This window comes from Flavilitoribacter nigricans DSM 23189 = NBRC 102662 (assembly GCF_002646595.1).
GTDB lineage: Bacteria > Bacteroidota > Bacteroidia > Chitinophagales > Saprospiraceae > Flavilitoribacter > Flavilitoribacter nigricans.
On the sequence record NZ_PDUD01000009.1, the window covers coordinates 322,078 to 348,230 of the forward strand.

A 26,153-nucleotide genomic window follows, 5' to 3' on the forward strand; every position below is an offset into this window, starting at 1 on the left:
TTAGTGATCGAAAAACCGGTATTATGACGTTTACAACCGGTTTGAGGTACCTATATGTTTGTTAAAATAAGAAACCTTTCTGTTAAAGAACGTTAAATGCGGCTATTCTTCTTCACTAGAAGCCTCATTATCAACGATTTGTTCATCATCCACATCTTCTTCGGCTGGCATTACCGCTACATCGGCGATGTCGTCCTCGTCGTCCAGACGGATCACTTTTACGCCCTGTGTGGCCCGACCCATAACGCGGATATCCTCCACTTTCATCCGGATCGTGATGCCCAGGCGACTGGTGATCATGAGATCATCATCTTCGCGGACTGCCTTGATGGCGATCAGGTCGCCGGTCTTTTTAGTGACCTGCATGGTTTTCACCCCTTTACCTCCGCGGTTGGTCAGACGATACTCTTCAAAATCGGAACGCTTGCTCAATCCTTTTTCGGAAACCACCAGTACGGCGACTTCTTTGTCCGAAGGATCGATACAGATCATTCCCACAGCCTCGTCTTTGCTGCCACTTAAAGAAACGCCCCGGACACCGGCCGCATTGCGTCCCATCGGACGGACAGCGGATTCGTTGAAGCGAATGGCATTACCCGAACGGGTGGCGATAAAGACTTCACTGTCTCCCGTGGTCAGACGAGCTTCCAGCAATTGGTCCCCGTCGTTGATCGTGATGGCGTTGATACCACCTACACGCGGGCGGGAGTAAGCTTCCACCGGTGTTTTCTTGACGATCCCCTTGCGGGTTCCAAACATAATATAGTGATTATTCAGAAAATCCTCATCCGTCAGGTCCTTTATAATGATATACGCCCGGACTTTATCTTCTTTGGGAAGGGAAAGGATATTCTGGATCACCCGGCCGCTGGAATTCTTATTGGCTTCCGGGATCTCGTAAACGCGCAGCCAGTGACACTTACCCATCTCCGTAAAGAGCAGCAGGTAATTGTGATTGGTGGCCACAAACATATGTTCAATGAAGTCCGTTTCCCGGATACGGCTGCCCCGGGCACCGCGACCACCGCGGCTTTGGGTGCGATATTCGCTGGCGGGTGTCCGCTTGATGTAGCCCAGGTGGGAGATGGTCACTACCACATCATCATCGCTGATGAGGTCTTCGATAGAGATGTCGCCCTCTTCGTAGGTGATCTCCGTCCGACGGTCATCGCCGTATTTTTCCCGCACTTCCGCCAACTCCTCTTTCACGATATCCTTCTGGATCTCTTCACTCTCCAGAATGGCTTTCAGGTAGGCGATGCGCTCCTGGATCTCATCGTATTCAGCCCGGACCTTATCGCGTTCCAGACCGGTCAGTTTTTGCAGACGCAGATCCAGGATAGCCTTGGCCTGTTCTTCGGACAGTACGTTACCTTCCGCTACCTGCAGTTCTTCCGTCTGGGCTTCCTCGATCAGCAGACCGAATTTCTTCCAGAAAGCGTCTTTGTCATCGATGAAATCACCCTGCATCAAACCGTTCTTCGCTTCGTCCACCGTACCGCTCCCCCGGATCAGGTTAATGACCATGTCCAGGTAATCCAGCGCAACGAGTAGTCCCACCAGAATGTGCGCGCGGCCCAGGGCCTTGCGCAGATCGTAACGCGCACGCCGTACGATCACTTCGATCCGGAATTTGATGAATTCACTGATCAGATCGTGCAGATTCAGGATGCGCGGACGACCGTTCACCAGAGCGACGTTGTTCACCCCGTAGGAAGTCTGGAGCGCCGTATATTTGAACAGCTTACTCAGCACTACACTTCCCATGGCATCCCGTTTCACCTCCACAACGATGCGGAGTCCATCGCGGTCCGATTCGTCCCGCACGTCGGAGATCCCTTCGATCTTCTTATCGTTTACCAATTCGGCGATCTTGGCCACCAGTGTGGCTTTGTTCACCTGGTAGGGAATTTCGGAAATAACGATGGTCTCTCTTTCCCGGGCATCCGTCTGGATCTCCGCCCGCCCCCGCAGTACGATCCGGCCACGGCCGGTCTCGAAGGCTTCTTTCACCCCGGCGGTGCCGTAGATGATCCCACCGGTAGGAAAATCTGGTGCTTTCACGTGTTCCATCAGCTCTTCTATCGTAATCTCCGGATTGTCGATCATGGCGATAATGCCGTCCACCACTTCCCGCAGGTTGTGGGGCAACATGTTGGTCGCCATACCTACCGCGATACCCGATGCACCGTTGACCAGCAGATTGGGGATCTTGGTGGGGAGCACCGTGGGTTCTTCCAGCGTATCGTCGAAGTTGAGACTGAAATCGACGGTATCTTTGTTGATATCGGCCAGGATATCATCCGCGATCCGCTGGAGGCGGGCTTCGGTATAACGCATAGCCGCCGGACTGTCACCGTCCATACTGCCAAAGTTACCCTGACCGTCTACCAGTGGATAGCGCAGGGACCAATCCTGAGCCATACGCACCATAGTGTCATATACGGAGCTGTCACCGTGAGGGTGGTATTTACCAAGTACCTCACCAACGATCCTTGCGGATTTCTTGTGTGATTTGCCGTAAGTAAGTCCTAGTTCCGACATGCCGTACAAAACCCGGCGGTGAACCGGCTTGAGTCCGTCTCTCACATCCGGTAAGGCTCGAGAAACAATCACCGACATCGAATAATCGATATAGGCCGATTTCATTTGGTCCTCGATATTTACCGGGATAATTCTTTGATTTGAAGGCATTTAAAAGATTTGAACTTTATTAATTTTTCAAAGAGTAGGCTAATGCATAAAAGGTTGTTCCAAAGCCTTTTTCTAAAGCCCAGCAAAATTACGAAAAATGAAGCAAATAATGCTTATCAGCCCGGAATTTGCTGGCACTATTTGCATGATTTTCTACACTTTAAATCCCTTTTTCAAGTGTTTGGCAAATAGACCGTTCTCCCAATGGAAATTCCGTCCCGGAGCTGGATTATTGTCCGTCAGATTCCCGCTTTTTTCATCCGGCTGCGGCCCTTTTTCAGAAGCCTTTTGCCGCCGAAAAAATGGTTTTCCCGTCGAGTTGGGGCTCGATTTGGCCGCACCTTATTATAATAGGATACCAAAACGCTGCTCCCTTGCAAAAAGTGTGGCAGAATTTAATTTCCCAACGCATCAGCGGGACGAAATTGGATTTTCAGGTCAAAAACACCGGTTTTCCCCATTATTGAAATGTCTCAGACCGGTATTCGCCTCCATTGCCAATGGCACTTTTCCCGGTGGCCGCACGCCGCTTTTTGCAAATCAAAAGCTCAATTCCATATACTTTATCGACCTATTCTTCTGGTATTTTCACCCATTTGGTATCAGATCAAATCCGTATGGTATCAATCGGTGCAAAAAGGGGTAAAAAACCACGATACTTAGTCTAAAAAGCAAACTTTTATGCAATCGTTTTTCGGATCTTCGTCTGAAAAATCAAGTAATTATTGTTCGTTATATCCTAATCCACAAATAAAAAAACAAGTATTTCGCTTTTTTTGCAATAAAAATTTTTCTTTCTCTAAAACAGCTTTATATTAGTGCAATCGTTTGCAATAATCATGGGTAAATACAAAACAACCATACGAGACATCGCCAAAGAGCTGAATATTACGGCCTCCACCGTATCCCGGGCGCTCAATAAACATCCGGGGATCAGCGATGCAACCAGGAAGGCCGTTGAGGCCACTGCGAAACGTCTCCACTATCGGCCCAATCATATCGCTGCCGCTCTGCGCAGCGGCAAAAGCTACATTATAGGTGTACTGGTTCCCTCGGCGGATAAGAGTATTTTCCCCAGCGTGATCCGTGGTATCGAAGATGAAGTCAATAAGGACGGTTACAGTGTAATTGTAGGCCAGACCTACGAGAATCCCGACCGGGAGGTCAAAGTGATTGAGACCTTATTAAAAACCAGGGTAGACGGCATCGTCGTCTCACTCGCCAAAGGCACGAATGCCTACCAGCATTTGCGCCGGATCCAGGCGGAGGGTATTCCTCTGGTACTTTTTGATAACACCGTATCCGATCTGGGAGCGAGCATTGTTAAGACCGACGACTTTCTGGGCGCCTACACTGCTACCGAACACCTTATAGAAAGAGGACGGAAGCGGATCGTTCACCTGATCGGTCCCCGTACCAGTGAGATCTATCGCGAGCGTCTGCGCGGCTACATGCTCGCCCTCAGCAAATACGAAATCGAAATGGACCCGGACCTGATGATCGACTGTCCTTCCGATGTACAGGCCGGACAGGAGGTCGTGAAAGGGCTGCTGGACCGCGGCGTCACCTTCGATGCCATTTTTTCTTCCAGCGACTACGCGGCCCTCGGAGCACTCCAACAGCTTAAGATGTCCGGAAAAAAAGTGCCCGAAGAAGTGGCCATTGTCGGCTTCGGAAACGCGCCGTTCACGTCATACCTCGATCCGGCGATCACGACGGTCGATCAGAACGGCCTGCAAATGGGCCAGTGCGCAGCCCGTGTATTCCTGGAACAGATCAACAAAGGAGAAGACTATATCGTACGTAAGCATATCCTGCAACCTCAGTTAATTATCAGATCCTCTTCCCCATAGGACCAGCACACTTGAAGACGACTCACCAGCTTTATGAATTCAAATCTCACATTCGGTGGGATAAAAAACGAAAAACATGACTGCAACCGCAAAACTCACATTCAATCGCTCCCAATCCATTAACAAAGAGTCAAACGTGTGCAACAACAACTGGAATGACTCGGAGGTCTACCAAAAACTGTTTTACACCTTCTACCCTATTCTGTGTGAAAAGGCTACCAGTATTGTTAGTTGCCGGCAAAAAGCGGAGGAAATTGTCTCCGATGTATTTATCAAGATCTGGCTCAACCGGGATCAACTGACCATCAAGTCCAGTTTACCCGCGTATCTGCACATGGCAGTCCGCAACCAATCCATCGACTATCTGAGACGGTGGGCAAAACGAAGAACCATCAGCGGAGAACTGCCGGTCGATTCCGATTCCGGATATTCTTCTCCAGAAGACTATCTGATCTACCAGGAAACGCACCAGAAAGTAGTAGATGCCATCGAGGCGCTGCCCCCACGTGGACGTCACATTTTCAAACTCAGCCGGAACGAAGGCCTGAAGTACCAGGAGATCGCCGACCAGTTGGACATTTCCATCAAAACGGTGGAGACCCATATGCGTCGTTCCCTGATCTTCCTGCGCCTGCGTCTGGGAAAAGTAGCGGCTAAATAGCCCGAAACAAGTCTGGAAAAATTTGGTGAACTGACCGGCTTTTGCCGTGATCAGATCCTACCCACGCGGACATTTTTGTTTAGAATGGCACAAAAATGACCGGCTTCGGGTGTAGTTTTCCCTAAAATGCCTATCTAGCGGAAAATTTTAAAATCACATGAATTCCTTCGATCTACAGGATAAAGTAGCTGTAATAACCGGCGGTGCCGGTGTACTGGGTGGAACCATGGCGGACAGTCTGGCCAAAGCCGGCGTGAAAGTCGCCATATTGGGAAGAACCGCCCGGAAAGTCAACGATAAGGTCAATGAACTCCGGGAAGCCGGAGGCCAGGCCATGGCCCTGGTCGCCAATGTACTCGACCAGCAGGAACTGGAAGCTGCCTGCCGCCAACTGGAAGCGGAATGGGGCGCGCTCCACATTTTGATCAATGCCGCGGGCGGTAACGTACCGGAGGCGACGATCGGCCCTGACATGCACCCTTTCGATCTGCCCATCGAGGCATTTGACCGGGTAAACTCCCTGAATTTGCAGGGAACCGTATTGCCCACGCTGGTATTTGGCCCACTGATGGCCAAAACCCAGAATGCCTCCATCATCAATATCTCCTCCATGGCCTCTTTCCAGGCCATTACCCGGGTAGTAGCCTACTCTACCGGTAAAGCCGGGATCGATGCGTTTACCCGCTGGATGGCAGTGGAACTGGCCCGCCGTCACGGCAACCAGATCCGTGTGAATGCCGTAGCTCCGGGTTTTTTCATTGCTGATCAGAACCGGCGGCTGTTGCTGCAGGAAGACGGCAGCCTCACCCAAAGGGGGAAAACCATAATCGACAATACACCTATGGGACGCTTCGGGGAAGCCGAAGAACTCTGTGGTATCATTCACTGGCTGAGCAGTGAAGCTTCTTCCTTTGTGACGGGTGCCGTAATTCCCGTAGATGGTGGTTTTAGTGCTTTCAGCGGGGTTTAGGCCCCGAATGAAGGTGCTGGCTTCACTTCGTACTTTTTCAAGACAGTGAGCTATTGTCTGAGATCTACCGTTTCAGATAACAGCTCACTTTCCTCCATATTTCAATTCCCCGAGCCGGAGTGCCCACCCAATGGGTGCGGGATATCCCAGCCTTCCTTCCAAAGTCACATTTCAGGTATTCTAACAGTCTGTAAGTTCTATTGAGCTATCGCTCCCCGCCCGTTCGGGTAGATACCGTAACTAACCTTAGTACGGTCCATCATTTCTTGATTCAAGGGTACCGTGTAGTGCGTGGGAGGTGATTTTGCGACTTTTGACTTCTTGCGGCCCGCACAATCAGCGGGACCGTTCATCCAAGCAGTGTGCGAATTAACCGGCACATGCTCCCTTTCCCTATTTCTGCAAACCGTATAGATTGGGTTGATAACAACCAGGTGGCTGCGATCCTGATCGCGGCCGGAGTCACCTCCATGCACCGCCATTGCAAGTAACAACCAAACTATATCCACTATTATGAAAACCCTTTTACCCTGCTTATTACTTATTTTCTTCTTTGGCTACCCTTTCCAGGAATTGATGTCCCAGATCAGCAGTGCATCGACACCGGACAAATTATCGTATACCCACTCCGAAAACCCCAATTACCTGGGTAACTACGGCATTGGCGGACTAAACATCAAGAGCAATAATTTTTTGACCCACATGGATGCTTTTGCCCTGAGCCTGCAGGGGATCGACCAAAGCTCGACGGTGAGTTCCAGTAATCTGTACCTGGCCCAAAGTCTCACCGGCTACAGCCAGGCCCTGAGTGTGACTTCCCGGCGACTGATCTTATCCGGCTCCCAAAGCGGCCAGGCCAATCATGAGATCTGGCACCTCGGGCTCACCGACATCGGGGCTTATGATTCCGGAGATCCTGTAACGTCGCTGTTTTCCCTCACTTCCGAGCGGAATATTGGCGGTAATCCCTCTCTACAGCACCGTTTCTTCAGTGCGGACCCCATTTCCGGTTCGCTCAGTATCGGTACCGACGAGATTGAAAGTACATCCCGGATGTACGTTCTGGAGTCGACCGATGAAAAAGACATAGCCCTGCGCGTGCGCCACGAGGGGCCTCCACTATCCAGTGCCTTCGGCCTCTACGGCATTTTTGTCAGCAACGATCAGAGCTCGATCACCAGCCGGTACGGTATCTTCTCCTTTGCCGGAGGAAGTAGCACCGGCAATTACGGCATCTACGGCAGTACCGATGCCACTGCCATGCACTACGGGGTCTACGCCAGCGGTAACCTGGCTTATACCGCTACGCTAAGCAATGTCTCGGACCGGAAATTTAAAAGAGACATCGCCGAATTCCGCGCCCTCGACCGGATCATGAAATTAGCCCCCAAGACCTACGAGATGAAACGGGAAGAATACCGGAGTATGAACCTGGCCGCCGGCCGGCAGTTCGGCTTTATTGCGCAGGAACTCCAGAAGGTTTTTCCGGAACTGGTTCACGAAAGTCTTAACTCTGTTCCGCTGGAAGGAACTGACGGCAGAGTTACCAACGAAAACATCGAATATCTGGGCGTCGACTACATCAGCATGGTGCCGATCCTTACCCAGGCGATGCAGGAACAGCAGGAGATCATTGGGGCTAAAGAAGAAAGGATCCTGAGACTGGAGCATCGACTGGACGAACTGGAAGCGCTGGTCCGGAAGTTGACCGACCCGACCACCATCGGCGAAACGGGCACCGGAGCCAGTTTACAGCAAAACCAACCTAACCCCTCACGGGCAGGTACCGCTATTCCCTATTACATCCCGCCCGGAGTAAAACGGGCCGCGTTGCAACTCACCGACGCCGGCGGCAGGATACTGAAAAATATCGATCTGGAACAAAGAGGTACCGGCCGGCTGCTGCTGAATACCGATCAATGGAGCAGTGGGGTGTATTACTACAGCCTGCTGGTAGACGGGAAGGTGGTGGATACCCGTAAGATGGTAACGATAAAATAGGCTAAGGATACCAATTTGCACAGGTAGGTGCAGCGCACCGGACTATTTTCAGACCAAAGAGATGAAAATACCTAGAGCTACAGCGTAGCGATCTATTCAACCGATGTAGAAAATCATCAGGACGGTGCGCCGCATCGATTATCGAGAATGGCTTGTACAATTTACGATACACCCATAGCAGCGACGGCTGATAGCTCAGCCGTCGCTGCTATGCGATCATATCTTCAAACCGGATTAATTATAGCCCGGATTCTGTTCCAGGACGGCCCCCGTATTGCTCTCGATCTCACTAAACGGTATCGGGAACAGATTGTGGTAGGGCTGTACATCGACACCGTAATTAGCCGATACCGGATTCCCGTCACAGTAGCGATTAGTCCGATCGTACAGCAATCCCAGGCGGTTCAGGGTCAGGCGGCGTTTCTCCTCTACCCCCAGTTCCCGCATACGCTCGTCCAGGATATAGTCGATATCCACCGCATCCGGACTTACCGGACTTGCATTGGCCCGGCTTCGAAGTGCATTGATATCTTCGGCGGCTTTATTGAGATCTCCGCTACCCATATAAGCTTCGGCCCGGAGCAAATAGGTCTCCGCCAGCCGGATGTGATACTGATCGGTGTACGTACTGCCGGCTGCCGAGGCGTTCAGCGTCATCAGTTCGGCATCTACGAACAACTCCGCAGGGTGATTGCCCGGGGTTGTCACTTTGGATTGGTAGGGATAGAAAAAGCGGATGGTATCATCATTAGTCTGACGGAATAATTCCCAGTGATCGGAGAGCATCTGCCCGTACCATTCCGATTCGGGATTATTGAAGGCCACATCCCTTACGAAGTTGAATTCCGAGTTGCGCATATCGTCCCAGTTTTCCGCTTCCCAGATCCCGTAATTGAAATGATTGGTCCCTCGGAAACGTCCGATGCCCCGGCCGCCGGTATAATCCGAAACGCCCAGCGACAGGAATGGATTCACACCCGAGGGATCCGCGTATTTGAAACTCCAGGGACGGGGGGCGTGATCTCTTTCCAGTTGAGCACTATTGCTGCTGCGGCTGTTGGAGGACAAAGCGCCTCCCGGCGTATCGATCTCCTGCTGCCACACCCAGATCCCTTCCGTATTACCGGAGCTGCGGTTTTGGTTGTTCTGCCGAAAAAGATCCCAGTAAACATCACCGGGTTCGGACATTCTGGAGCCAAAGCGATCGCTCATCAGAGCCGTTGCCGGATCATCGATCACCTGGGAAGCCGCAGTGATCGCATCGGACCAGCGCTCCAGGCTGACGTAAACTTCCGCCAAAATGTGGTAGGCCGCCAGATTGGAAACCTGCCCGTCCTGTACATCGGTAATGCCCGGAAGGTTGGCGGCCGCAAATTCCAGATCCTGGGCCGCCTGCTCGTAGACCGCCGACCGGGAAGCCCGGGTATAGTCTGTCTTGGGAGCGCCCACTTCTTCCAGTTCGATCGGAACGCCTCCGAAAAGATGCGCCAGATTTCGGTAAGCCAGCCCGCGGAACAGTTTCGTTTCGGCTTCCACCCGGATCTTCTCCGCATCGCTCATCTCCGCGTCCGCCAGGCGGTTCAGGATGACGTTGGAGGAAGAGATGATCTTGTAGTACGCCTGCCAGTGGGTGATCACTAATCCGGACTGCGGGGTCAGGGTAGCCAGGTAGCTGCCAAAACGCACGTTCAGCTGCTGGGCGCCGTTAAACCCCAGATCCGTACCGTAGATGTAATCCAGTGGCCGGTGTTCTCCGCCGGAGAGGATCGTCCGGGCGTTATCGTAGAGCGCATAGATAGCGGAATTAAAATCGTCAATGGTCAGGAAGGAGTTCTCCGGACTGGCAAAATCCAGCGGTACCTCCTCCAGTATAGCCTCTTCATCACAGGCCGAGAAGAGCAGTAAAAAAGCGAAGAGCAGAAAAGCTAATTTATTTTTTAAAGGTTCCATCATGTTAGAATTGAGTGTGATAAAAGGTGGCCGTTCCGACCGGCCGCTGCGGTTCCAAACCAGCATTTCAACACTAAAAAGTTGCATCAAGTCCCACCGAAATACCCTTCAGTACCGGGCGGCCGCTGGCTCCGAAACCCAGTCCCGTTTCCGGGTCCCAGCCTTCCCATTGGGTCCAGGTCTTGAGGTTTTTACCACTTACAAATAACTTGAGCCGGTCAAAACCGATCCCCTGCAAAAAGTCTCCGTCGAAATCGTAAGCCAGCGTGATATCCTGCAGGCGGATGAAACTGCGATCCCCGTAGTAGATGTAATCAACGGCGGGCTCCTGGTCCAGTCGGCGGTAACGGGCATTGGGGTTAGCCGGCGTCCAGTAATCGAACTGCGTCCAGAAGTTGTTCCGCCGGATATTGTCGCCACTACCGAAACCGTCCAGCATATTGCGCCCCAGATAACCGTCCTTGCCGCCCTGAATGGAGTTGATGAAAAAGCGGAAAGTGAAGTTCCTGAATTTGATCTCGTTCAGAATACCGAAACGGTAGGCCGGCTCCTGACGACCGATAATCACCCGGTCGTTGGGCGTAATGGCGCCATCACCGTTCTGATCGACGATGCGGTGGGTGCCGACAAAAAAACCGGTGGGGGTTTCCTCTCCCAGCTGGATGATGCCGTCCGACTCGTAGGTAAAGACCGAATTGATGGATTCCCCGAGGAACAAACCGCTGGCCACCAGATCATCTTCCTGCCCGTCGTCATCGGCATCCAGATCGATCAGGGAAACGATCTTGTTCTGGTTGGAAGCCAGATTAAAGGTTACATTCCAGTTCCAGTCGCTCCGGTTCATGACGGTCGTATTGAGCGTCAGTTCCAGACCGCGATTATCAATTTCTCCTACATTGGTGGTGATGCGGTTAAAGCCGGTGATCTGCGGGATCGACACGTCGAAGATCAGATCGGAAGTGGTAGTCGCGTAGTAGTCAATCGAACCGGAGAGCTTGTTATCAAAGAGAATGAAATCCAGACCAAAATTGGAACCGGTAGTCGTTTCCCAACTCAGGTTGGGATTGGCCAGGTTCTGGATCTCCTGCCCGAACAGCGTGGTTCCGCCATCCCCGAACACGTAGGCCGGAAAGGAGGCCAGGCGGGCGAGGGAGGAATATCTTCCCACCAGGTTGCCGTTGGTACCGTAGGAGAATCTCAGTTTGAGGTTATTGATCCAGGAAGCGTCCATAAAAGGCTCTTCACTGATCACCCAGCCGAGACCGAGCGAGGGGAACAAGGCCGTTTTTTCGTTTCGGGCAAAGCCGGAAAATCCGTCTCTCCGGATGGTTGCCGTCACCAGGTATTTGTAGTTGAATTTGTAGTTGATCCGGCCCATCTGGTAGATGTAGCTTTCGTTCCAGGCACTGGAATTGATCAACTGGATCCCACCCAGACCAAGATCGTTATAACTCAATCGCAAATTGTTGTAATTGGAGCCGAGTGCCGCCGTTTGTTCGAAAAAACGTTCTCTTCTTCCGTATACCAGCGTCACGTCGAGATTGTGGATCTCGTTGAAGGTCCGCTTGTAGGACAGGATGTTGTCCAGGGTCCAGTCGTACCAGCTGTTGTTGATCTTATCGGCACTGCCGGCCGCGCTGTTGGCGTAGGTGTTGGAATTGTACTGGCGATTCCAGCGGTAGTTATTCCCGAAATTCAATCGGAAGTTGAGCCCTTCGATGAAGGGAACATCAATATCGGCGAAGAAATTACCGAAGATGCTGTTTCGTTTGTCAAAATCATCGGCCAGGGAAAAGAGGAAGGGGTTATCCAGGTTGGCCCCGTTCGGATTAGGAATGAATTCCCCGTTATCATCCCAGGGCGTCACCAGCGGGGTCATGCGGCTGAGCAGACCGAGAGAAGGAGAAGTACCGCTGTAATCGGAGAAAGAACCGAAAGTCTGAGCGCCGATGGTAAACCAGTCGAGGATCTCATTCTCAATATTGATCCGGGTGGTGACCCGCTGGAATTCGTCGTTCAGGATGTATCCTTTTTGATCGGTATAACCGCCACTGAGGAAGTAAGACACCTTGCCTTCCGAACCCCGCACGCTCAGGTTGTGCGCGTTGATGTAGCCGGAATTGGTGGCATTATCCCACCAGTCGTAGTTGGTACCGTTCTCAAAACCGGCCCGCAAGGGAGGGTCCGTGACGATATCATCGTAGGTCCAGTCTGATCTAAGCCGGGTATAGTCCGGCGCTTCGAAGGAGGTTTCCCAGTCAATGTCGAAGGATTTATTGATAAAGCCTTCCCGGTCAAAGACCGTGAGTTCATTGCTGGGGTTTTGTGTGGTGTAGGAAGCCGTGTAAGTGAAGGCCGGTTTGCTCGCTTTTTTACCGCCCTTGGTTTTGATGAGGATCACCCCATTCGCCGCCTGCGCTCCGTAAATAGCCATACTACTGGGATCCTTCAGGACGTCGATGGATTCAATGTCGGTCGGATTCAGTTCATTGAGGCTGCCGGTAAAAATGATGCCATCCACCACGATGAGTACGTTCTGATTACCGTTGATGGTGGTGGATCCCCGCACGGAGATACTGGGGTTCTCGCCCGTGGCGTCTACCTGTCCAATGTTCAGCCCGGGTACCGTTCCCTGCAGCGACTGGACCACACTCACATTCGGCGACTCCCGGAAGGATTCGATATTTGCCCGGGCCACCGAACCGGTCAGATCCGATTTTTGCTGCGTACCGTAACCCACCACCACGATCTCATCCAGTTCGGTTACATTGGACAACAGCACGATTTCCACGATCGACGCATTACCGATGGCAATTTCCTGCGTCGTGTAACCGATGTAGGAAACTTCCAGGTATTTAACGTCATCCGCAATGGTCAGCGAGAATTTTCCGTCCAGGTCGGTGACGGTACCCGTTGCGGCGCCTTTGACCTTGACGCTCGCTCCGATCAGGGGAAGCCCCTCTTCGTCCAGAACGGTTCCGGTAATATCCCGCTCCTTCAGAGCTTCTTCCGCGGCGTTGAGGATTGCCCCCAGCCGTCGGCCCCGGTGGTTATCGATGTTTTGCTGCACCTGGAGATTTTCCTCCTGCTCCAGCTTTTGGATCTGTTTAAATTTCCGCTGTAGCTTTTTGATATTCTTCTTGTTGGATCGGGTCTCTTTGAAAACGACGTAATACTTTTCCGTGAGTTGTTTGTAGCGCAAACCCGTACTGTTCAAAGCCCGGTTCACCGCTACCTCCAGTGATTCGTCGGCTTTGAACTCGAATTTGACCTTGATGTTGGAAAGTAACTTGGCGTTGTAGGTGATGATGACCTGATATTTTTCGCTGATCTGGTCCAGCACCTCGTTTAGAGGCTGATTTTGCGGGAGGTAGTTGTTTCCCGGGAGGGGCGATAGACCTATACATAATAGGATAATCACCAGGATTTGCTTGAAACCTGCCTTTAGTTCCATAAATTTGTGTGTTTATTATTATATAAGTATTAGTCTGGGGTAGGCCTTTCGGTCTGCTCCAGTATTTTCTGCTCTATTCCACGCCGCTGATCAGGTAGCGGTTTCCGTCCGCTTCAATCCGTAATCCGTAGACGTCGCGCAGGGTTTGCAGCGTCACCTGCAGGTCCCGGATCGGGACGCCTCCCCCGATGGTTTCGTCCAGCAATTTTTCTTCCAATACGACAAACTCGATCCCGTATATCTCTTCAATTTCCGGCAGGGCTTCGGACAATGGCGTCTCTTTAAAGATCAGGGTGCCGTCTTTCCAGGAGACAGATTCCAGGGCGGAAACGTCCTTTTGGTTTTCCAGCAAATTGTTCTGTTTCTTGGAATAACTCACCAGGTCTCCCGGTTGCATATCGATCCTGGACCTTTCCGGGTCGGCCACCTGGAGGCTTACTTTACCTTCTTCCAGGAATACTTTGGTCTGATCATTGCGGGCATTGACGTTGAAAGCGGTCCCGTGTACCGTTACGGCCAGGTCCTCCGTGATCACCTGAAAAGTGGCTCCGGTGGCAGCTTTTTTCTGCACCTCGAAAAAGGCCTCTCCTTCCAGCCAGACTTTCCGGGGCTTGTCCGGGTAATAGGTAAGCCGGGAATTGGCATTGAGATGCACCAGGGAGCCGTCCGGAAGTTGAGTCTGGTACTGTTCCCCGTAGTCGGTGGATAATTGGATCGGCTTATTGGCAAATTCGCTGCGGTAAATGCCCCAGCCTATTGTCAGTACTAATATTATACTGGCAACCGCTATCCACCGCCGCCCGGGTCGTAGTTTTCGAAGGCGGGCTTCGCGATTAGTTCGGCCCGATCCCCCCTTTTGTTCCAGGCGTTGCAGGAGTTGATCGAGCGCCGCCCGGTCTTCCGATTCATCAACCGGGACTTTTTGAAAGGGTACGCCAATGACTAAGGACCTGCCGGTCTCTCCCAGGGCCTGAAGCCGGGGATGCAGGTTAAAGAAGTGTTCCCAGTGGGCGATATCCGTATCGTTGGTCTGCTTGGCCCAGTTGTGGAAGCTGGGGTCGTCCAGCCACTTTTCGAGTAGATCTAATTGCTCCTGGTTCAGGTTCATCTATGCTTGGTATCTCAATCAATAATTCGTGCGAGTTATCAATAGGATACACGGATAGTCATTTCATACTATCGATTTCGAAAAAAAATTTGATCTTTTTGAAAAAGGAGTAGGCGGAAGCCTAAATACTGGTGAGATACAGCAGGAGCCAGGGGAAGAGATAACCCACAAATTTCTTGAGCTTCTGGAAGTTCCTGATCTTCTTCAAGCCCTGGTGCAGGGTGTTGAGTACGGTCTGGTTGGCGGTGCCCATTACCTCGGCGATCTCCCGGGTATTGAGCCCGTTGTAGTAGCGCAGATAGATCGCTTCCCGTTGCCGCCAGGGCAGGCTATTCAGCGCTTCGAGCAGCACTTCCCTTACTTTGGAGTCTTTTAGTTCTTCAAAGCGGATATCCTCCTGGGAAAAACTGTTTTTAAGGGTTCCCATCCAGAGCAACTCTTTATTTTTTTTGCTTTGTTCGCGTTGAATACGGCGCAGCAGGCGGTTGCGGAGGGCCCGGAACAGATAGGCTTTTACGTAACTGACCTCCGGAAGGTCAGCCCCTTTTTCGAGCAGGTGGATGAACAGTTCCTGAATAGCCTCTTCCACGAGTACCCGGTCGGGTACAACGTGTTGGCCATAGTGAAGCAAATCGCTGTGATATCGCAGGAACAGGACCGATAATGCTTCTTTTTGCCCCTGGCACAGGGCCGAAAAAAGCTGATGGTCATCCCAGTGTTGCATTTAAAAACAATTTCTCACCAAGGTACAAAACTTCTTTCAAGTACCATTACGCCAGCTATTATTCCTTTTTATTTGGGAATTATAAAATTATTGATGCCGGTACGGGGATTAATGCCTTTTTGCGGCATCCGGTGACTTGGGGAAACTGGGATAAAAAGCGGCAAAATTGCGCTGCAAATTTTACTTTTTATTCAATATGGTTTCCAGGTCCGCCGGAGAATAATTGATCGACTTCAGGGTCTTGTGATCCGTAGTGCGGTACACCAGATACACGTCTCCTTCCTTTTTGATATAGCTGTCGAAACCTCTCTCTTCCTGGTAATAAGTGGCCGTTGCTTCGGCTTCCTCCAGGCTTTTGCAGGTTTTGCTCATATTGGAGCGCTGCACCTCATCGAAGAGTTCCCGGAATTTATCCCCCAGGCCGAATTCCAGCACGGCACCGGAGAGTACATATTGAATATCGCACAGGGCGTCGGCTACTTCCACCAGGTCATTATCCTGGATCGCCTTTTCCAGTTCTTTCAGCTCTTCGGCGATCAAATTGACCCGCAGGCGACAGCGGTCTTCCGACGGAATGACCGGCTCGGACTCAATGGGATGCTTGAAAGTGCGATGGAAAGCGGCAACTTGATTCAGGGCATCGATCTTATCCATACTTATCTTTTTTTTGAAGCGCTAATGTAAGGAAAAAATTATTCGACCCTATCACTGCATTTCTACCTATTTTAATCTACTTTTGCGAAGATTTTTTGACACCATAATTCATGATCCGCAACTGTGACTAATAAGTACTTTGATCTGATTGACCAAACCTTCTATTTTCCACAGGAGGGTTTTGATATCGAAAACGGATATCTGGAATTCAACGGTATTCCGTTGATCCATCTGATTAGAAAATACGGCACACCTCTCAAGTTAACCTACCTGCCCAAGATTGGATCTCAAATCAAAAAAGCCCGTAATCTGTTTACCCGGGCGATGCGATCCTTAGGTTATGCCGGAAAATACCATTATTGCTATTGCACCAAAAGTAGTCATTTCAGCTATGTGCTCAACGAAGCCCTGGAGCACGACGTCAAGCTGGAGACTTCTTCCGGATTTGATATAGATCTGGTGAGGCGGCTGCACAAGCAGGGTAAGATCGATAAGGATATTATCATCGTTTGCAACGGTTTCAAACCGGAATCCTACATGGCCAAGATCGTGGGCCTGATCCACGACGGCTTTGTGAACGTGATCCCGGTTTGCGACAATGTCAACGAGATCGACTATTACGCCAAACACGTCAAAGGGCAGTGCAATATCGGTATCCGGGTAGCGACCGAGGAAGAACCCAATTTTGAGTTCTATACCTCGCGCCTGGGCGTCCGGGGTGCCGACGTACTCTCTTTCTACCAGGCAAAGATCGCCAACAATCCCAAGTTCAAACTGCGGATGTTGCACTTCTTCGTGGATACCGGCATCAAAGACTCGCTCTACTACTGGGGCGAACTAAAAAAAGCACTGAAGCTTTACTGTGAACTCAAACGCCAGTCAGAAGATCTGCACGCGATCAATATCGGTGGCGGTATGCCCATTCGCAATTCCCTGGGCTTTGAGTTCGATTACAAATATATGGTGCGGGAGATCGTATCCAATGTACTGGGTGCCTGTGAAGAGGAGGACGTTCCAGAACCGGATATTTTCACCGAATTCGGCAAATATACGGTCGGCGAATCGGCGGCTACCATCTTTTCCGTGCTGGCGCAAAAGCAACAGAACGACTCGGAGATGTGGTACATGATCGACAATTCGCTGATGACTACCCTACCCGATTCCTGGGGTATCGGTGAGCGTTTCATCCTGCTGCCCATCAATAAATGGCACAACGATTACCGCCGGATCAACATCGGTGGGTTGAGTTGTGACAACTCGGATTATTACAATTCGGAGATCCACGAAAGTCAGGTTTACCTGCCGGAATTCGACATTAATGACGAGGAACCGCTTTATCTGGGCTTCTTCCATACCGGAGCCTACCAGGATAGTATCAGCGGTTACGGCGGCATCAAGCACTGCCTGATCCCTTCTCCCAAACACATCATCCTCGATCGTGACGAGCAGGGCAACCTGGTCGACACCCTCTACCAGGAGGAACAATCGGCTAATGATATGCTAAAGATCCTGGGGTATTGATCAGGCTCCTTTAGTGCGGACATTTACGGTGCCCGGCAGCAATCTGCCATATGTGTTTGGGCAATAAGACAAAAAGGATCACCGCAAAGACGCCAAGCCGCTAAGTTTTTTGTGCGGGTCGCTTCCGGTACGGTCCCGTTTGGGAAGTACTTCAAAAAATTTTCGAATGCAAATTTTCTCGAAGAAGACGGCTCTGAATCTTTGCGGCTTAGCGCCTTTGCGGTAAAAAATATGCTACCCTGATACAATTTGCCGGGCACCGTAATTTTTGAAGCTACTCTTCACTTCCCCACCACTTATTCCCCGGATCGTAATCTTCCGACAGGAAATTAAGCCGCTGCTCTTCCAGCCGCGGCCAGCGTTCGTTCACCACCTTTTCCAGATAGGCCTTTTCCGCCGCTGCGCTGTATTCCGGATCCTTTTCGGGATAGCGGGCGCCCACTTCGTTCAGATAAGCAAATAGCTTTTCGCTCAGGGCCGTCACCCGGTCGGGATGGTCGGCGGCGATATCGGTGGTTTCTTCCAGATCGTTTTTGAGGTTGTACAGTTCCTCCCGGCCATCTTCGTAGTAATGGATCAGCTTCCATTCTCCTTCCCGGATGATGGAGGACGGTTCTCCGCCCTGGTTGCCGTAGTGCGGATAGTGCCAGACCAGCGCCCGTTCCCCGATCGATTCCCCTTCCAGGAGAGGCAACAGACTCACACCGTCCGAATGCTCGGAAGGCCGCAGGTCCGCACCGACCAGATCCAGAATCGTCGGATAGAAGTCCGTCCCGTTTACCGGTACATCGCAGGTCTCGCCACCGGAATTCATCCAGGGCACACTGATGAAGTAGGGTTCCCGGATACCACCTTCAAACTGATAACCTTTGCCCGCCCGCAACGGCAGATTGGAAGTTGCGAAAGCATCGCCGGCGGCCACCCCACCGTTGTCCGAAGTGAAAACGACGATGGTGTTCTCATCCAGTCCCATGATCTTGAGGGCGTCCAGTACGCGGCCGACCGCGTCGTCCATCGCTTCCACCAGACCGGCATAAACCGGATTGTCCTGCACCTGGCGAATGGGTAGGAAATGGCCCATTTCAAAACCGGATTCGGCGATCCCCATTTCAGCGGCCTTTTCCCGGTATTTGGCCCATTTTTCCCGGGTAGTCTGGATGGGACCGTGCACGGCGTAAAAGGAGAGGAAGGCAAAAAAGGACGTATCCCGGTTGGCTTCGATAAAGGAGACTGTCTCTTTAGCCAGCCGCATCGAAAGGTTCTCTCCGTCTTCCTGATTTTCCAGGTTGGGATTCTCCCAGGGGGAGAAGTAACCACCGATGGGGCTTCCCTTGTCCCAGCCGCCACGGTTGATATCGAAGCCGTGATCCGTCGGCCAGGAGCCTTCACTGCCCAGGTGCCATTTACCGGCAAAGAAGGTCTTGTAGCCGGCCTCCTTCATCGCTTCGGGTAGTGTCGTATAATCGTGGGGAAGGTTGTGTACGTATTCCGGCGGCAGGAGTTTATTGTGCCGACCGGCCTTACGCCATTCCTCGCCCGTACGGGCACCGATCCAGTCGGTGATGCCGTGGCGGGCGGGCGTCTTGCCGGACATGATGCTGGCCCGCGACGGACTGCACACCTGGCAACCGGCGTAGCCGTTGGTAAAGACCATACCCGAATTGGCGATCCGGTCGATATTAGGCGTTTCGTAGTATTTGCTGCCCATGCAACTGAGATCGTGGTAGCCCAGGTCATCCGCCAGAATGAAGAGTACATTCGGCTGGCGGCGGGTTTCCTCGGTGTCCTCAGCGGACTGACAGGCGGTAAAAAGGAGAAGAAAAATTGCTCCTACCTGCAAAAGGTAGCCGGTAATTTTTGTCATAGTTGGTTGTTTGAACTTAGAACAGATTTAAGGTTCCTTTATTCGAATAAAAATGAGGTTCAGACGGCAAGTCGGGTTACTTTACCGCTTACGGGAAATGATCTGCCGCTGCGGGCAGCGGCACTTTTTCGCCGGTGGCTTTATACTGGGGCATCTGGGCATCTACCGATTCCAGGTAGCGGCTCAGTTCGGTCGCCAGGGACCTCACCCGGTCGGGAAAACTTTCGGCCAGATTTTGGGTCTCTCCGATATCTGCGTCGAGATCAAAAAGTTCGAATGCCTGATCATTGTGGTAATAGATCAATTTCCATTTGCCTTTGCGGATCGTGGAAGTAGCGCCGATACCCGGACCGGAAGGTCCCCAGTTGTTCGGAAAATGCCAGAACAATGGCCGGTCTCCGGTAGACTGATTTTTCCCGTGCAATAAAGGTACGAAGCTTTGCCCATCTACCGGCTGTACCGTTTCGAATTTACGGATACCCGCCATTTCCAAAATAGACGGAAAAAAATCCTCGATGATCAGATACTGCTCATTGGTGGAACCGGGCGGGGTCACTCCCGGCCATTTCGCCAGCATCGGGACCCGGATCCCGCCCTCCCGGGCTGATCCCTTTCCGCTGGATAGTGGCAGGTTGTGCGTGTGCGGGGTACCGCCCCGGCCCACGGCACTCAGGCCGCCGTTATCGGACATGAACAGGATAATGGTATTGTCGGCAATTCCCTTTTCATCCAGGTACTGCATCACATCTCCTAAACTTTTATCCATCCCCTCGACCATTGCCGCATAGCGCGCTTCTTTTTCATCCAGGCCCAGATCAATATAGGTCTGGTAATAACGATCGTCCACTTCCAGCGGCGTATGCACCGCGTAGTGAGCGAGGTAGAGGTAGAACGGCTGTTCGGCCGATACGGCCCGATCGACTGAACTTAATGCTTCCCGGGTAATGGCTTCGGTCACGAAGATGTCCTGCCCGTGGTATTTTTCCAAACCGGGAATATCCCAGATCCGGTCGCCGTCCCGCCAGGCTGCGCTAAAATTATTCTTTCCCAGATAACTTCCGGGGCCACCGGCGGCATGACCGGCAATATTGACATCAAAACCCAACTGACGGGGATCCTCCCCGGGGGTACTGACCGCACCAAAGTGGGCCTTTCCGGCATGAACGGTAAAATACCCGGCCTGCCGGAGCAATTCCGGTAAAGGGGTGATGTAGGTAGATCGTTCGATGCTGTCTGCGGGTTGGATACCGTTGACGTTCCACTGCGGAAGTTCCAGATCCGGATGGGCCCGGTCGTTGGTGGCATTTCGGCGGAGCGTCCAGTTGGTTACCCGGTGCCGGGCGGCATTCATACCGGACATCAGACTGATCCGGGTCGGAGAGCAGACACTGGCCGCATAGGCCTGGGTGAATTTCATGCCCTCCCGGGCCAGGCGCTCCATATTCGGTGTCCGGTAAAGCCGGTTGAAATCCGTAGCCTGGTCCCAGAAAGGGACGGAGGTATCCTGCCAGCCCATATCATCGACCAGAAATAGCACAATATTGGGTGTTGTTTCCCGGCTTGCCGTTTCTTTAGCCGGAAAGCAGGCAGGTACCCATAGTAGCCCCAGTCCACACAGGACCACCAGATTTATCCATCGTTTATTCATCAGCTTATTTTTTGGTAACTCTTGCCGGCATCCTATAAAGCCGGTTCCCGTACGCGCACGAGTTGCAGTGGGCCGTTGTTGGTCGCGAACAGCAATCCGAGATCACCGCCGGCCAGACGGATCTTCGCAGCAGCTTTGACGTCACCCTGCAAGTACAGTCCATTCTCATAGGGCATCTGGGCGGAGAATTTGCCCGTTCCGTCACCCGCCAGGAATACGCCATAACCGGCGTCATTGCGGGAAGTTTCTACCTCGGAACTGTACAGATTGCCGGCCAGCAGCAGGTCCGGATGTTCATCGCGATTGAAATCGTGGATGAGCACGGCATTGGTGGAGGATAGCTGAGCGTAGGATGGCAGTATATGCGGTTTGAAGGTACCGTCCGCCGTTTGTTCGAAATAAGTGGTCCCGAAGTTCCGGGCCTGGTAATGGACGGATTCCGCCAGTTTTTCGGGCTCGTAAACCTCTTTCAGTTCAGCTTTTCCGAAGGCATCGTAGGTCGGGAATTTCTTTTTGATAAACGGCATCTGGTTGGAAGAGCACTGTCGGCCGCGCAGTGGATAAAGGCCGCCCTGGTTGTAATAGCCCAGTACGATATCAATACTTCCGCTGGCGTCAAAATCATTGGCATATACTTCGAAGGGCTCCTCCGGACTGGCCTTGTATTTATAGTTGAGGCCGAGGTTACCGGCCAGGATATCAAGATCGCCGTCGCCATCCATATCGGCGGTTTGCACCGAGAACCACCAACCGGTTTGTTCGCTGAGGCCCAGGTCCTCGGTCCGGTTCTCAAAACGCTCACCGGTCCACTGCAAAACGGTAAGCGGCATCCACTCGCCCGCCAGGATAAGTTCGTCCCGCTGATCCCCGTCCAGGTCCGCCCATTCAGCATCAGTTACCATTCCCAGTTCGGTGAGGCCGGGCGCCAGGTCTGCCGCAACGGCCTCAAAGACGATTTGTCCCGACTGCGACCGGTTTTCCAGGATCCGGCTGCTGACCGGATAAGGATATTTGCCTGCCTTTTGTCTGCCGCCCACAAATAGATCGAGGTCACCGTCGCCGTCGTAGTCGGAAGCAGCCACGCAGGATCCGCTGAACGGTTTTCCCCGCAGCACGGTAGGCAAACGCCGGAAACTACCGTCGACATTTTCGTAAAAACGATCCAGATAATAGGGATGCCCCTCTTTCATTTCATTGCCGCCGCTGACCACGTAGAGATCGAGATCCTGATCCTGATCGGCATCAAAAAAGAGCGCGCTTACATCTTCGAAGGCGCTTTCTCCCATCCAAAGTTCTTCCTGGACGGACGCAAAAGCGCCCGTCGGATCCTGCAGCCAAAGCTTGCCCGCAAAACCCGCCGCACCGCCGACAAATACATCGTCCAGACCGTCACCGTTGATGTCTCCAACGGTTAGGGCCGGACCAAAACGCGACATCCGGTGCGGAAGCAGACTTTCCCGCGCAAAATCGTCAAATTCGTTTTCCCGGTGTTGATAAACCGGTGCCTTACCCGGAGTACTGACCAGATCGAATAAGGGTGCAGCGGGGCCGGATTTCGTGCCTTCGGCAGTAGCGTCTTCGTAGCGCAGATTCAGCGTTTGATTAACCGGAAGATCCGTCAATTCTTGCCGTTTCCCATCGGGCCAGGTCACCGTCAGCAGATCGATGCGATCCACCGGTCCGAGCCCGAAATGCAGGCCCGGAGCTACAGCGGATTGAAAGCCGCGAGTCAACTGATGTTCCAGAGTCTGGGTCCGAAGTTGATCCACGATCTGCACCCGGGTGCCGATGCCGAGGGGATTGGCGGCGGGGCCTTCCAGACGGATCTTCAGATAATTCCCCCTACCCTGCTCCGTACTGTTATTGCGGTAAACAAAAGCCAGATCGTCCATATTATTGGTGATCATATCCAGATCCCCGTCATTGTCGAGATCGGCATAGGTAGCTCCGTTAGAGCTTCCCGGCAGGGTGTCTATCGATATTTTGGTAAAGGTGAGATCGTCATTGTTCAGGAAGAAATAATTGACCTTTTTGCGTTCCGGCATTTTGGCCATCACTTCCTTGATGTAGGCTTCTTCATCGATGGAGCCTTTTTCCGCCAATTCGGCCCGCAGGGCTTTGTGGTAACGCACAAAATCATTGTTTCGAAAATCGCGTTTGATACCGTTCCCGACGAACAGGTCCTTATCCCCGTCCAGATCCATATCGAAAAAGAGTGGTGCCCAGCTCCAGTCCGTGTTGGACACTCCGGCCAGATGGGCCATTTCCGAAAAGTACGGTGTCTGCTCCGCTCCGCTTGCGCCGTTGTTCAGTTGCAGGGTATTGAACATGTACTGATGGTGCAGGCCGAGGTCGACATGATGAAAAAACTTGTCGGGATTCATCCCGCTCATACTCGTTTTGATGCCGTAATTGTCTTCGGAAACCATATCCACCGCCATGATATCCAGCCAGCCGTCATTATTAAAATCCGCCAGATCATTCCCCATCGAGAAATTGGATATATGCCGCATGGATTCTTTGATCCGTTCGGAAAAGGTCCCGTCACCCCGATTGATATACAGATGATCCTCTCCGGAAAAGTCGTGGCCCACATATACATCCGGCCAGCCGTCATTATTTACATCGCCGATCGCCAGGCCCAGTCCGTAACTCAGGCGATTATCCCTGATCCCCGCTGCGGCCGACACATTGACGAAACGACCGTCGTCATTGCGGTACAGCCGCTCTCCACTGAGTACACTGGGCGTATGCTGGTATTCCTCCAGTTGTTCATCCCCGTAGATATCCACATCGTGATTGATCAGGAACAGGTCCAGGTCGCCGTCCCGATCGTAGTCAAAAAAGGCCGCCTGGGTGGAGAGATCTTCGAGGTCCAGACCGTATTCAGCTCCCATTTCCCGGAACTGCGGCTGACCGTCCGGTCCCGGCCCCTGGTTGACAAAAAGTTCATTGCGTCTTTTATCGGGGTCCCGGAATTTACCGGAAGCACAAACGTAAATATCCAGCCAACCGTCGTGGTTGATATCCACGGTGGTCACCCCGGTTGGGAATCCCGCCCGACCGGCTACTCCGGTAGCTTCGCCCGCCAGTTCGAACTGCAGATCACCCCGGTTCAGGTACATTTCATTGTTGCCCAGATTGGAAACGAAATAGATATCCGGCAGCTCGTCATTATTGAAATCACCAACCGCCAGACCGGCGCCGTTGTAATAGTATTCGTAGAACAGACCGTTCATATAGAGGCTTTCCGGGAGGTCATTACGAAACTGGATACCGGTGGTTTCGGGGCCCAGGAGGCTGAACAGCGGACCGGATGCAGTTTGGGTATTGTTGGCATTGCGTTGGCAGGAGCAGAGCAGTCCGGCCAGGATGAGGGACAGGAAAAGCTTATACATGACGATCATTTTAGTAAAACCTATCCGGAAAACACGCCGGGAGCCGGCCAAGATAGCCGCTCCCCCTGCGGAGTTTTCCGAATAGGTTTTTAGTGAAAATCCCATATCCAGCCGGCGCGCTTTTCCGGCCCGGCTGGATAAGACCGGATTTATTCGTAACCCGGATTCTGAGTGATCGATCCGTTGGAAATATCGATCTCCCGCTGCGGTACGGGCATGAGTACGTGGAACTCCTGAATGTTGTTCCGGGGGATCTCCATAGCCGGCTCGATGGTATTGCGGATGGTGGGTACAAAAATGCCCCAGCGCAGCAGATCCCATTTCCGGTGTCCCTCAAAACTCAGCTCGGTGGCCCGCTCCTTACGGATCGCCAGGCGCATGCCTTCCTGGTCCAGGCTTTCCAAAGCAGGCAAACCGGCTCTATCCCGGACCTGATTGATGAAGGCATAGGCCCCCGAAGGTCCGTTCAGTTCATTTTCGGTTTCGGCGCGCAAAAGCAGGATATCCGAGTAGCGGAATAGATAAGTGTTTTGTCCACCGTTATTATTCTTGGGCGGTGCCCCGCTGCGGTTCAGGTATTTACCCGTGATCGGTCCGGCACCCGGCGTACGCGGAGATTCCAGCACATTGCCGTCCAGTTCCGTCACATAACTGATCGCTTTCCGCTTATCGCCCTCTTCGAACATCAGCAGGAAGTCCTGAGTGGGCAGCATGTTTTCCCAGCCACCGCCGATCGCGGTAGTACCACCGACTTCCACATCCCGGGATCCTACCCAGTTCTGGATGAAATCCCCTCTTTCGTCCTGTTTCCACTGAATATCGAAAACATTCTCGTTGACGAGGTTTCCGTCTTTATCCGGCAGTAACTGGTGTTCGGCCTGTTCTCCGAAGAGACTTTCGTAATCGGCCGCCAATCCGAACTGGCCGGAGCTGATGATCTGTTGCAGGATGTCATCCGCCGAGCGGAAATCCTGCTGGGTCATGTGCACTTTAGCCAACATGGAAGCAGCCGCCCACCTGGTGGCCCGTCCTTTATCGCTATCGGGATACTCATCGGGAAGCCCGCCCATTGCGTCGTTGAGGTCCTGCTCAATGAGCGCGTAGACCTCTTCCACACTGTTGCGGGTTACACCTATCAATTCATCCGGTCCGCTGAGTACCCGGTCAATAATGGGTACCCCGCCGTACACCCGCACCAGCTCAAAATAATAAAAAGCCCGCAGGAATTTGGCTTCCGCCACCAGGCGAGCGCGCAATTCCGTGTTCATTTCCACCTCGGGCACCAGTTCGATCACCGTATTGGCCCGGGCAATGCCCTGGTAATTCTGCTGCCACATCACTACCGCATCCCCATTCAGAGAGGTCAGGTTGGTGAAATAGGATACCGGCCGTGTATTGTGCCGTCCCTGGAAGGAAACGTCACTCGGCGTGAACGCGTAGTAAAAGGAAATAATACTCCCGTAGAGCCGGGAGTAGGCGGCATTGGTAGCCGCGATCGCATCTTTTTCATTCGCCGGGAAAGTCCCCGGGGTCAGAAAACTGGTCGGTTCTTCCGTCAGGATATCCTTACAGGAAGGCAGCACCACCAGCAGACACAACAGTAAAAAGGAATATTTAAATACTCTATTCATGATAGATTCATTTTTTAATCAA

At 52.4% G+C, this 26,153-nt stretch carries 16 protein-coding genes; 6 read left to right on the plus strand and 10 right to left on the minus strand.

All coding sequences use genetic code 11. The features are described from left to right. Positions 1–102: 102 nt before the first annotated feature. Entirely contained in the window at positions 103–2,694 is a 2,592-nt protein-coding gene (gene gyrA / locus CRP01_RS06140; protein WP_099149127.1) for a DNA gyrase subunit A, read from the minus strand. Between the two features lie 97 nt (positions 2,695–2,791). Between gyrA and CRP01_RS41825 the strand changes: the two genes are divergently transcribed. The 5 genes from CRP01_RS41825 to CRP01_RS06160 all read left to right on the plus strand — a co-directional run bounded on the left by CRP01_RS41825 (position 2,792) and on the right by CRP01_RS06160 (position 8,179). Further along, on the plus strand, positions 2,792–3,340 hold the full coding sequence (locus CRP01_RS41825) for a hypothetical protein (RefSeq protein ID WP_143473287.1): 549 nt from the start codon (positions 2,792–2,794) through the stop codon (positions 3,338–3,340). Positions 3,341–3,533: 193 nt separating this feature from the next. After that, a complete protein-coding gene (locus CRP01_RS06145) occupies positions 3,534–4,547 on the plus strand; it encodes a LacI family DNA-binding transcriptional regulator (RefSeq protein WP_099149128.1) in 1,014 nt (337 codons plus the stop codon). Between the two features lie 76 nt (positions 4,548–4,623). Beyond that, on the plus strand, positions 4,624–5,208 hold the full coding sequence (locus CRP01_RS06150) for an RNA polymerase sigma-70 factor (protein WP_099149129.1): 585 nt from the start codon (positions 4,624–4,626) through the stop codon (positions 5,206–5,208). Positions 5,209–5,365: 157 nt separating this feature from the next. Further along, positions 5,366–6,178, plus strand: a complete 813-nt coding sequence (locus tag CRP01_RS06155) for an SDR family oxidoreductase (protein ID WP_099149130.1) — start codon at positions 5,366–5,368, stop codon at positions 6,176–6,178. A 513-nt stretch (positions 6,179–6,691) separates the two neighbouring features. Next, entirely contained in the window at positions 6,692–8,179 is a 1,488-nt protein-coding gene (locus CRP01_RS06160; protein ID WP_099149131.1) for a tail fiber domain-containing protein, read from the plus strand. 234 nt (positions 8,180–8,413) lie between these two features. Here CRP01_RS06160 and CRP01_RS06165 read toward each other — a convergent pair whose 3' ends face one another. The 5 genes from CRP01_RS06165 to CRP01_RS06185 form a co-directional block, all read right to left on the minus strand. Further along, the gene (locus CRP01_RS06165; RefSeq protein ID WP_222845660.1) at positions 8,414–10,132 is read right to left on the minus strand and encodes a RagB/SusD family nutrient uptake outer membrane protein; all 1,719 of its coding nucleotides are present in this window, start codon (positions 10,130–10,132) and stop codon (positions 8,414–8,416) included. 70 nt (positions 10,133–10,202) lie between these two features. Next, positions 10,203–13,583, minus strand: a complete 3,381-nt coding sequence (locus CRP01_RS06170; RefSeq protein WP_099149132.1) for a SusC/RagA family TonB-linked outer membrane protein — start codon at positions 13,581–13,583, stop codon at positions 10,203–10,205. A 73-nt stretch (positions 13,584–13,656) separates the two neighbouring features. Beyond that, entirely contained in the window at positions 13,657–14,691 is a 1,035-nt protein-coding gene (locus tag CRP01_RS06175; RefSeq protein ID WP_099149133.1) for a FecR family protein, read from the minus strand. A 121-nt stretch (positions 14,692–14,812) separates the two neighbouring features. Next, complete coding sequence (locus CRP01_RS06180; protein WP_099149134.1) at positions 14,813–15,415, minus strand: RNA polymerase sigma factor; 603 nt, start codon at positions 15,413–15,415, stop codon at positions 14,813–14,815. A gap of 180 nt (positions 15,416–15,595) precedes the next feature. After that, positions 15,596–16,069 carry a pyrophosphohydrolase domain-containing protein gene (locus CRP01_RS06185; RefSeq protein ID WP_099149135.1) on the minus strand — a complete coding sequence of 158 codons (474 nt, stop codon included), beginning with the start codon at positions 16,067–16,069 and terminating at the stop codon, positions 15,596–15,598. A gap of 123 nt (positions 16,070–16,192) precedes the next feature. Between CRP01_RS06185 and CRP01_RS06190 the strand changes: the two genes are divergently transcribed. Beyond that, entirely contained in the window at positions 16,193–17,590 is a 1,398-nt protein-coding gene (locus tag CRP01_RS06190; protein ID WP_099149136.1) for a type III PLP-dependent enzyme domain-containing protein, read from the plus strand. Positions 17,591–17,864: 274 nt separating this feature from the next. On the opposite strand, the gene CRP01_RS06195 is transcribed toward CRP01_RS06190, so the two are convergent. From CRP01_RS06195 to CRP01_RS06210, 4 genes are all read right to left on the minus strand, one after another. Continuing rightward, entirely contained in the window at positions 17,865–19,454 is a 1,590-nt protein-coding gene (locus CRP01_RS06195) for a sulfatase (RefSeq protein WP_099149137.1), read from the minus strand. Positions 19,455–19,542: 88 nt separating this feature from the next. Continuing rightward, on the minus strand, positions 19,543–21,102 hold the full coding sequence (locus CRP01_RS06200; RefSeq protein ID WP_099149138.1) for a sulfatase: 1,560 nt from the start codon (positions 21,100–21,102) through the stop codon (positions 19,543–19,545). A gap of 32 nt (positions 21,103–21,134) precedes the next feature. After that, complete coding sequence (locus tag CRP01_RS06205) at positions 21,135–24,500, minus strand: FG-GAP-like repeat-containing protein (RefSeq protein ID WP_170110254.1); 3,366 nt, start codon at positions 24,498–24,500, stop codon at positions 21,135–21,137. Positions 24,501–24,649: 149 nt separating this feature from the next. Continuing rightward, positions 24,650–26,131 (minus strand): RagB/SusD family nutrient uptake outer membrane protein, encoded by a 1,482-nt coding sequence (locus tag CRP01_RS06210; protein ID WP_099149140.1) that lies wholly within the window; start codon positions 26,129–26,131, stop codon positions 24,650–24,652. Between the last annotated feature and the right edge of the window lie 22 nt (positions 26,132–26,153).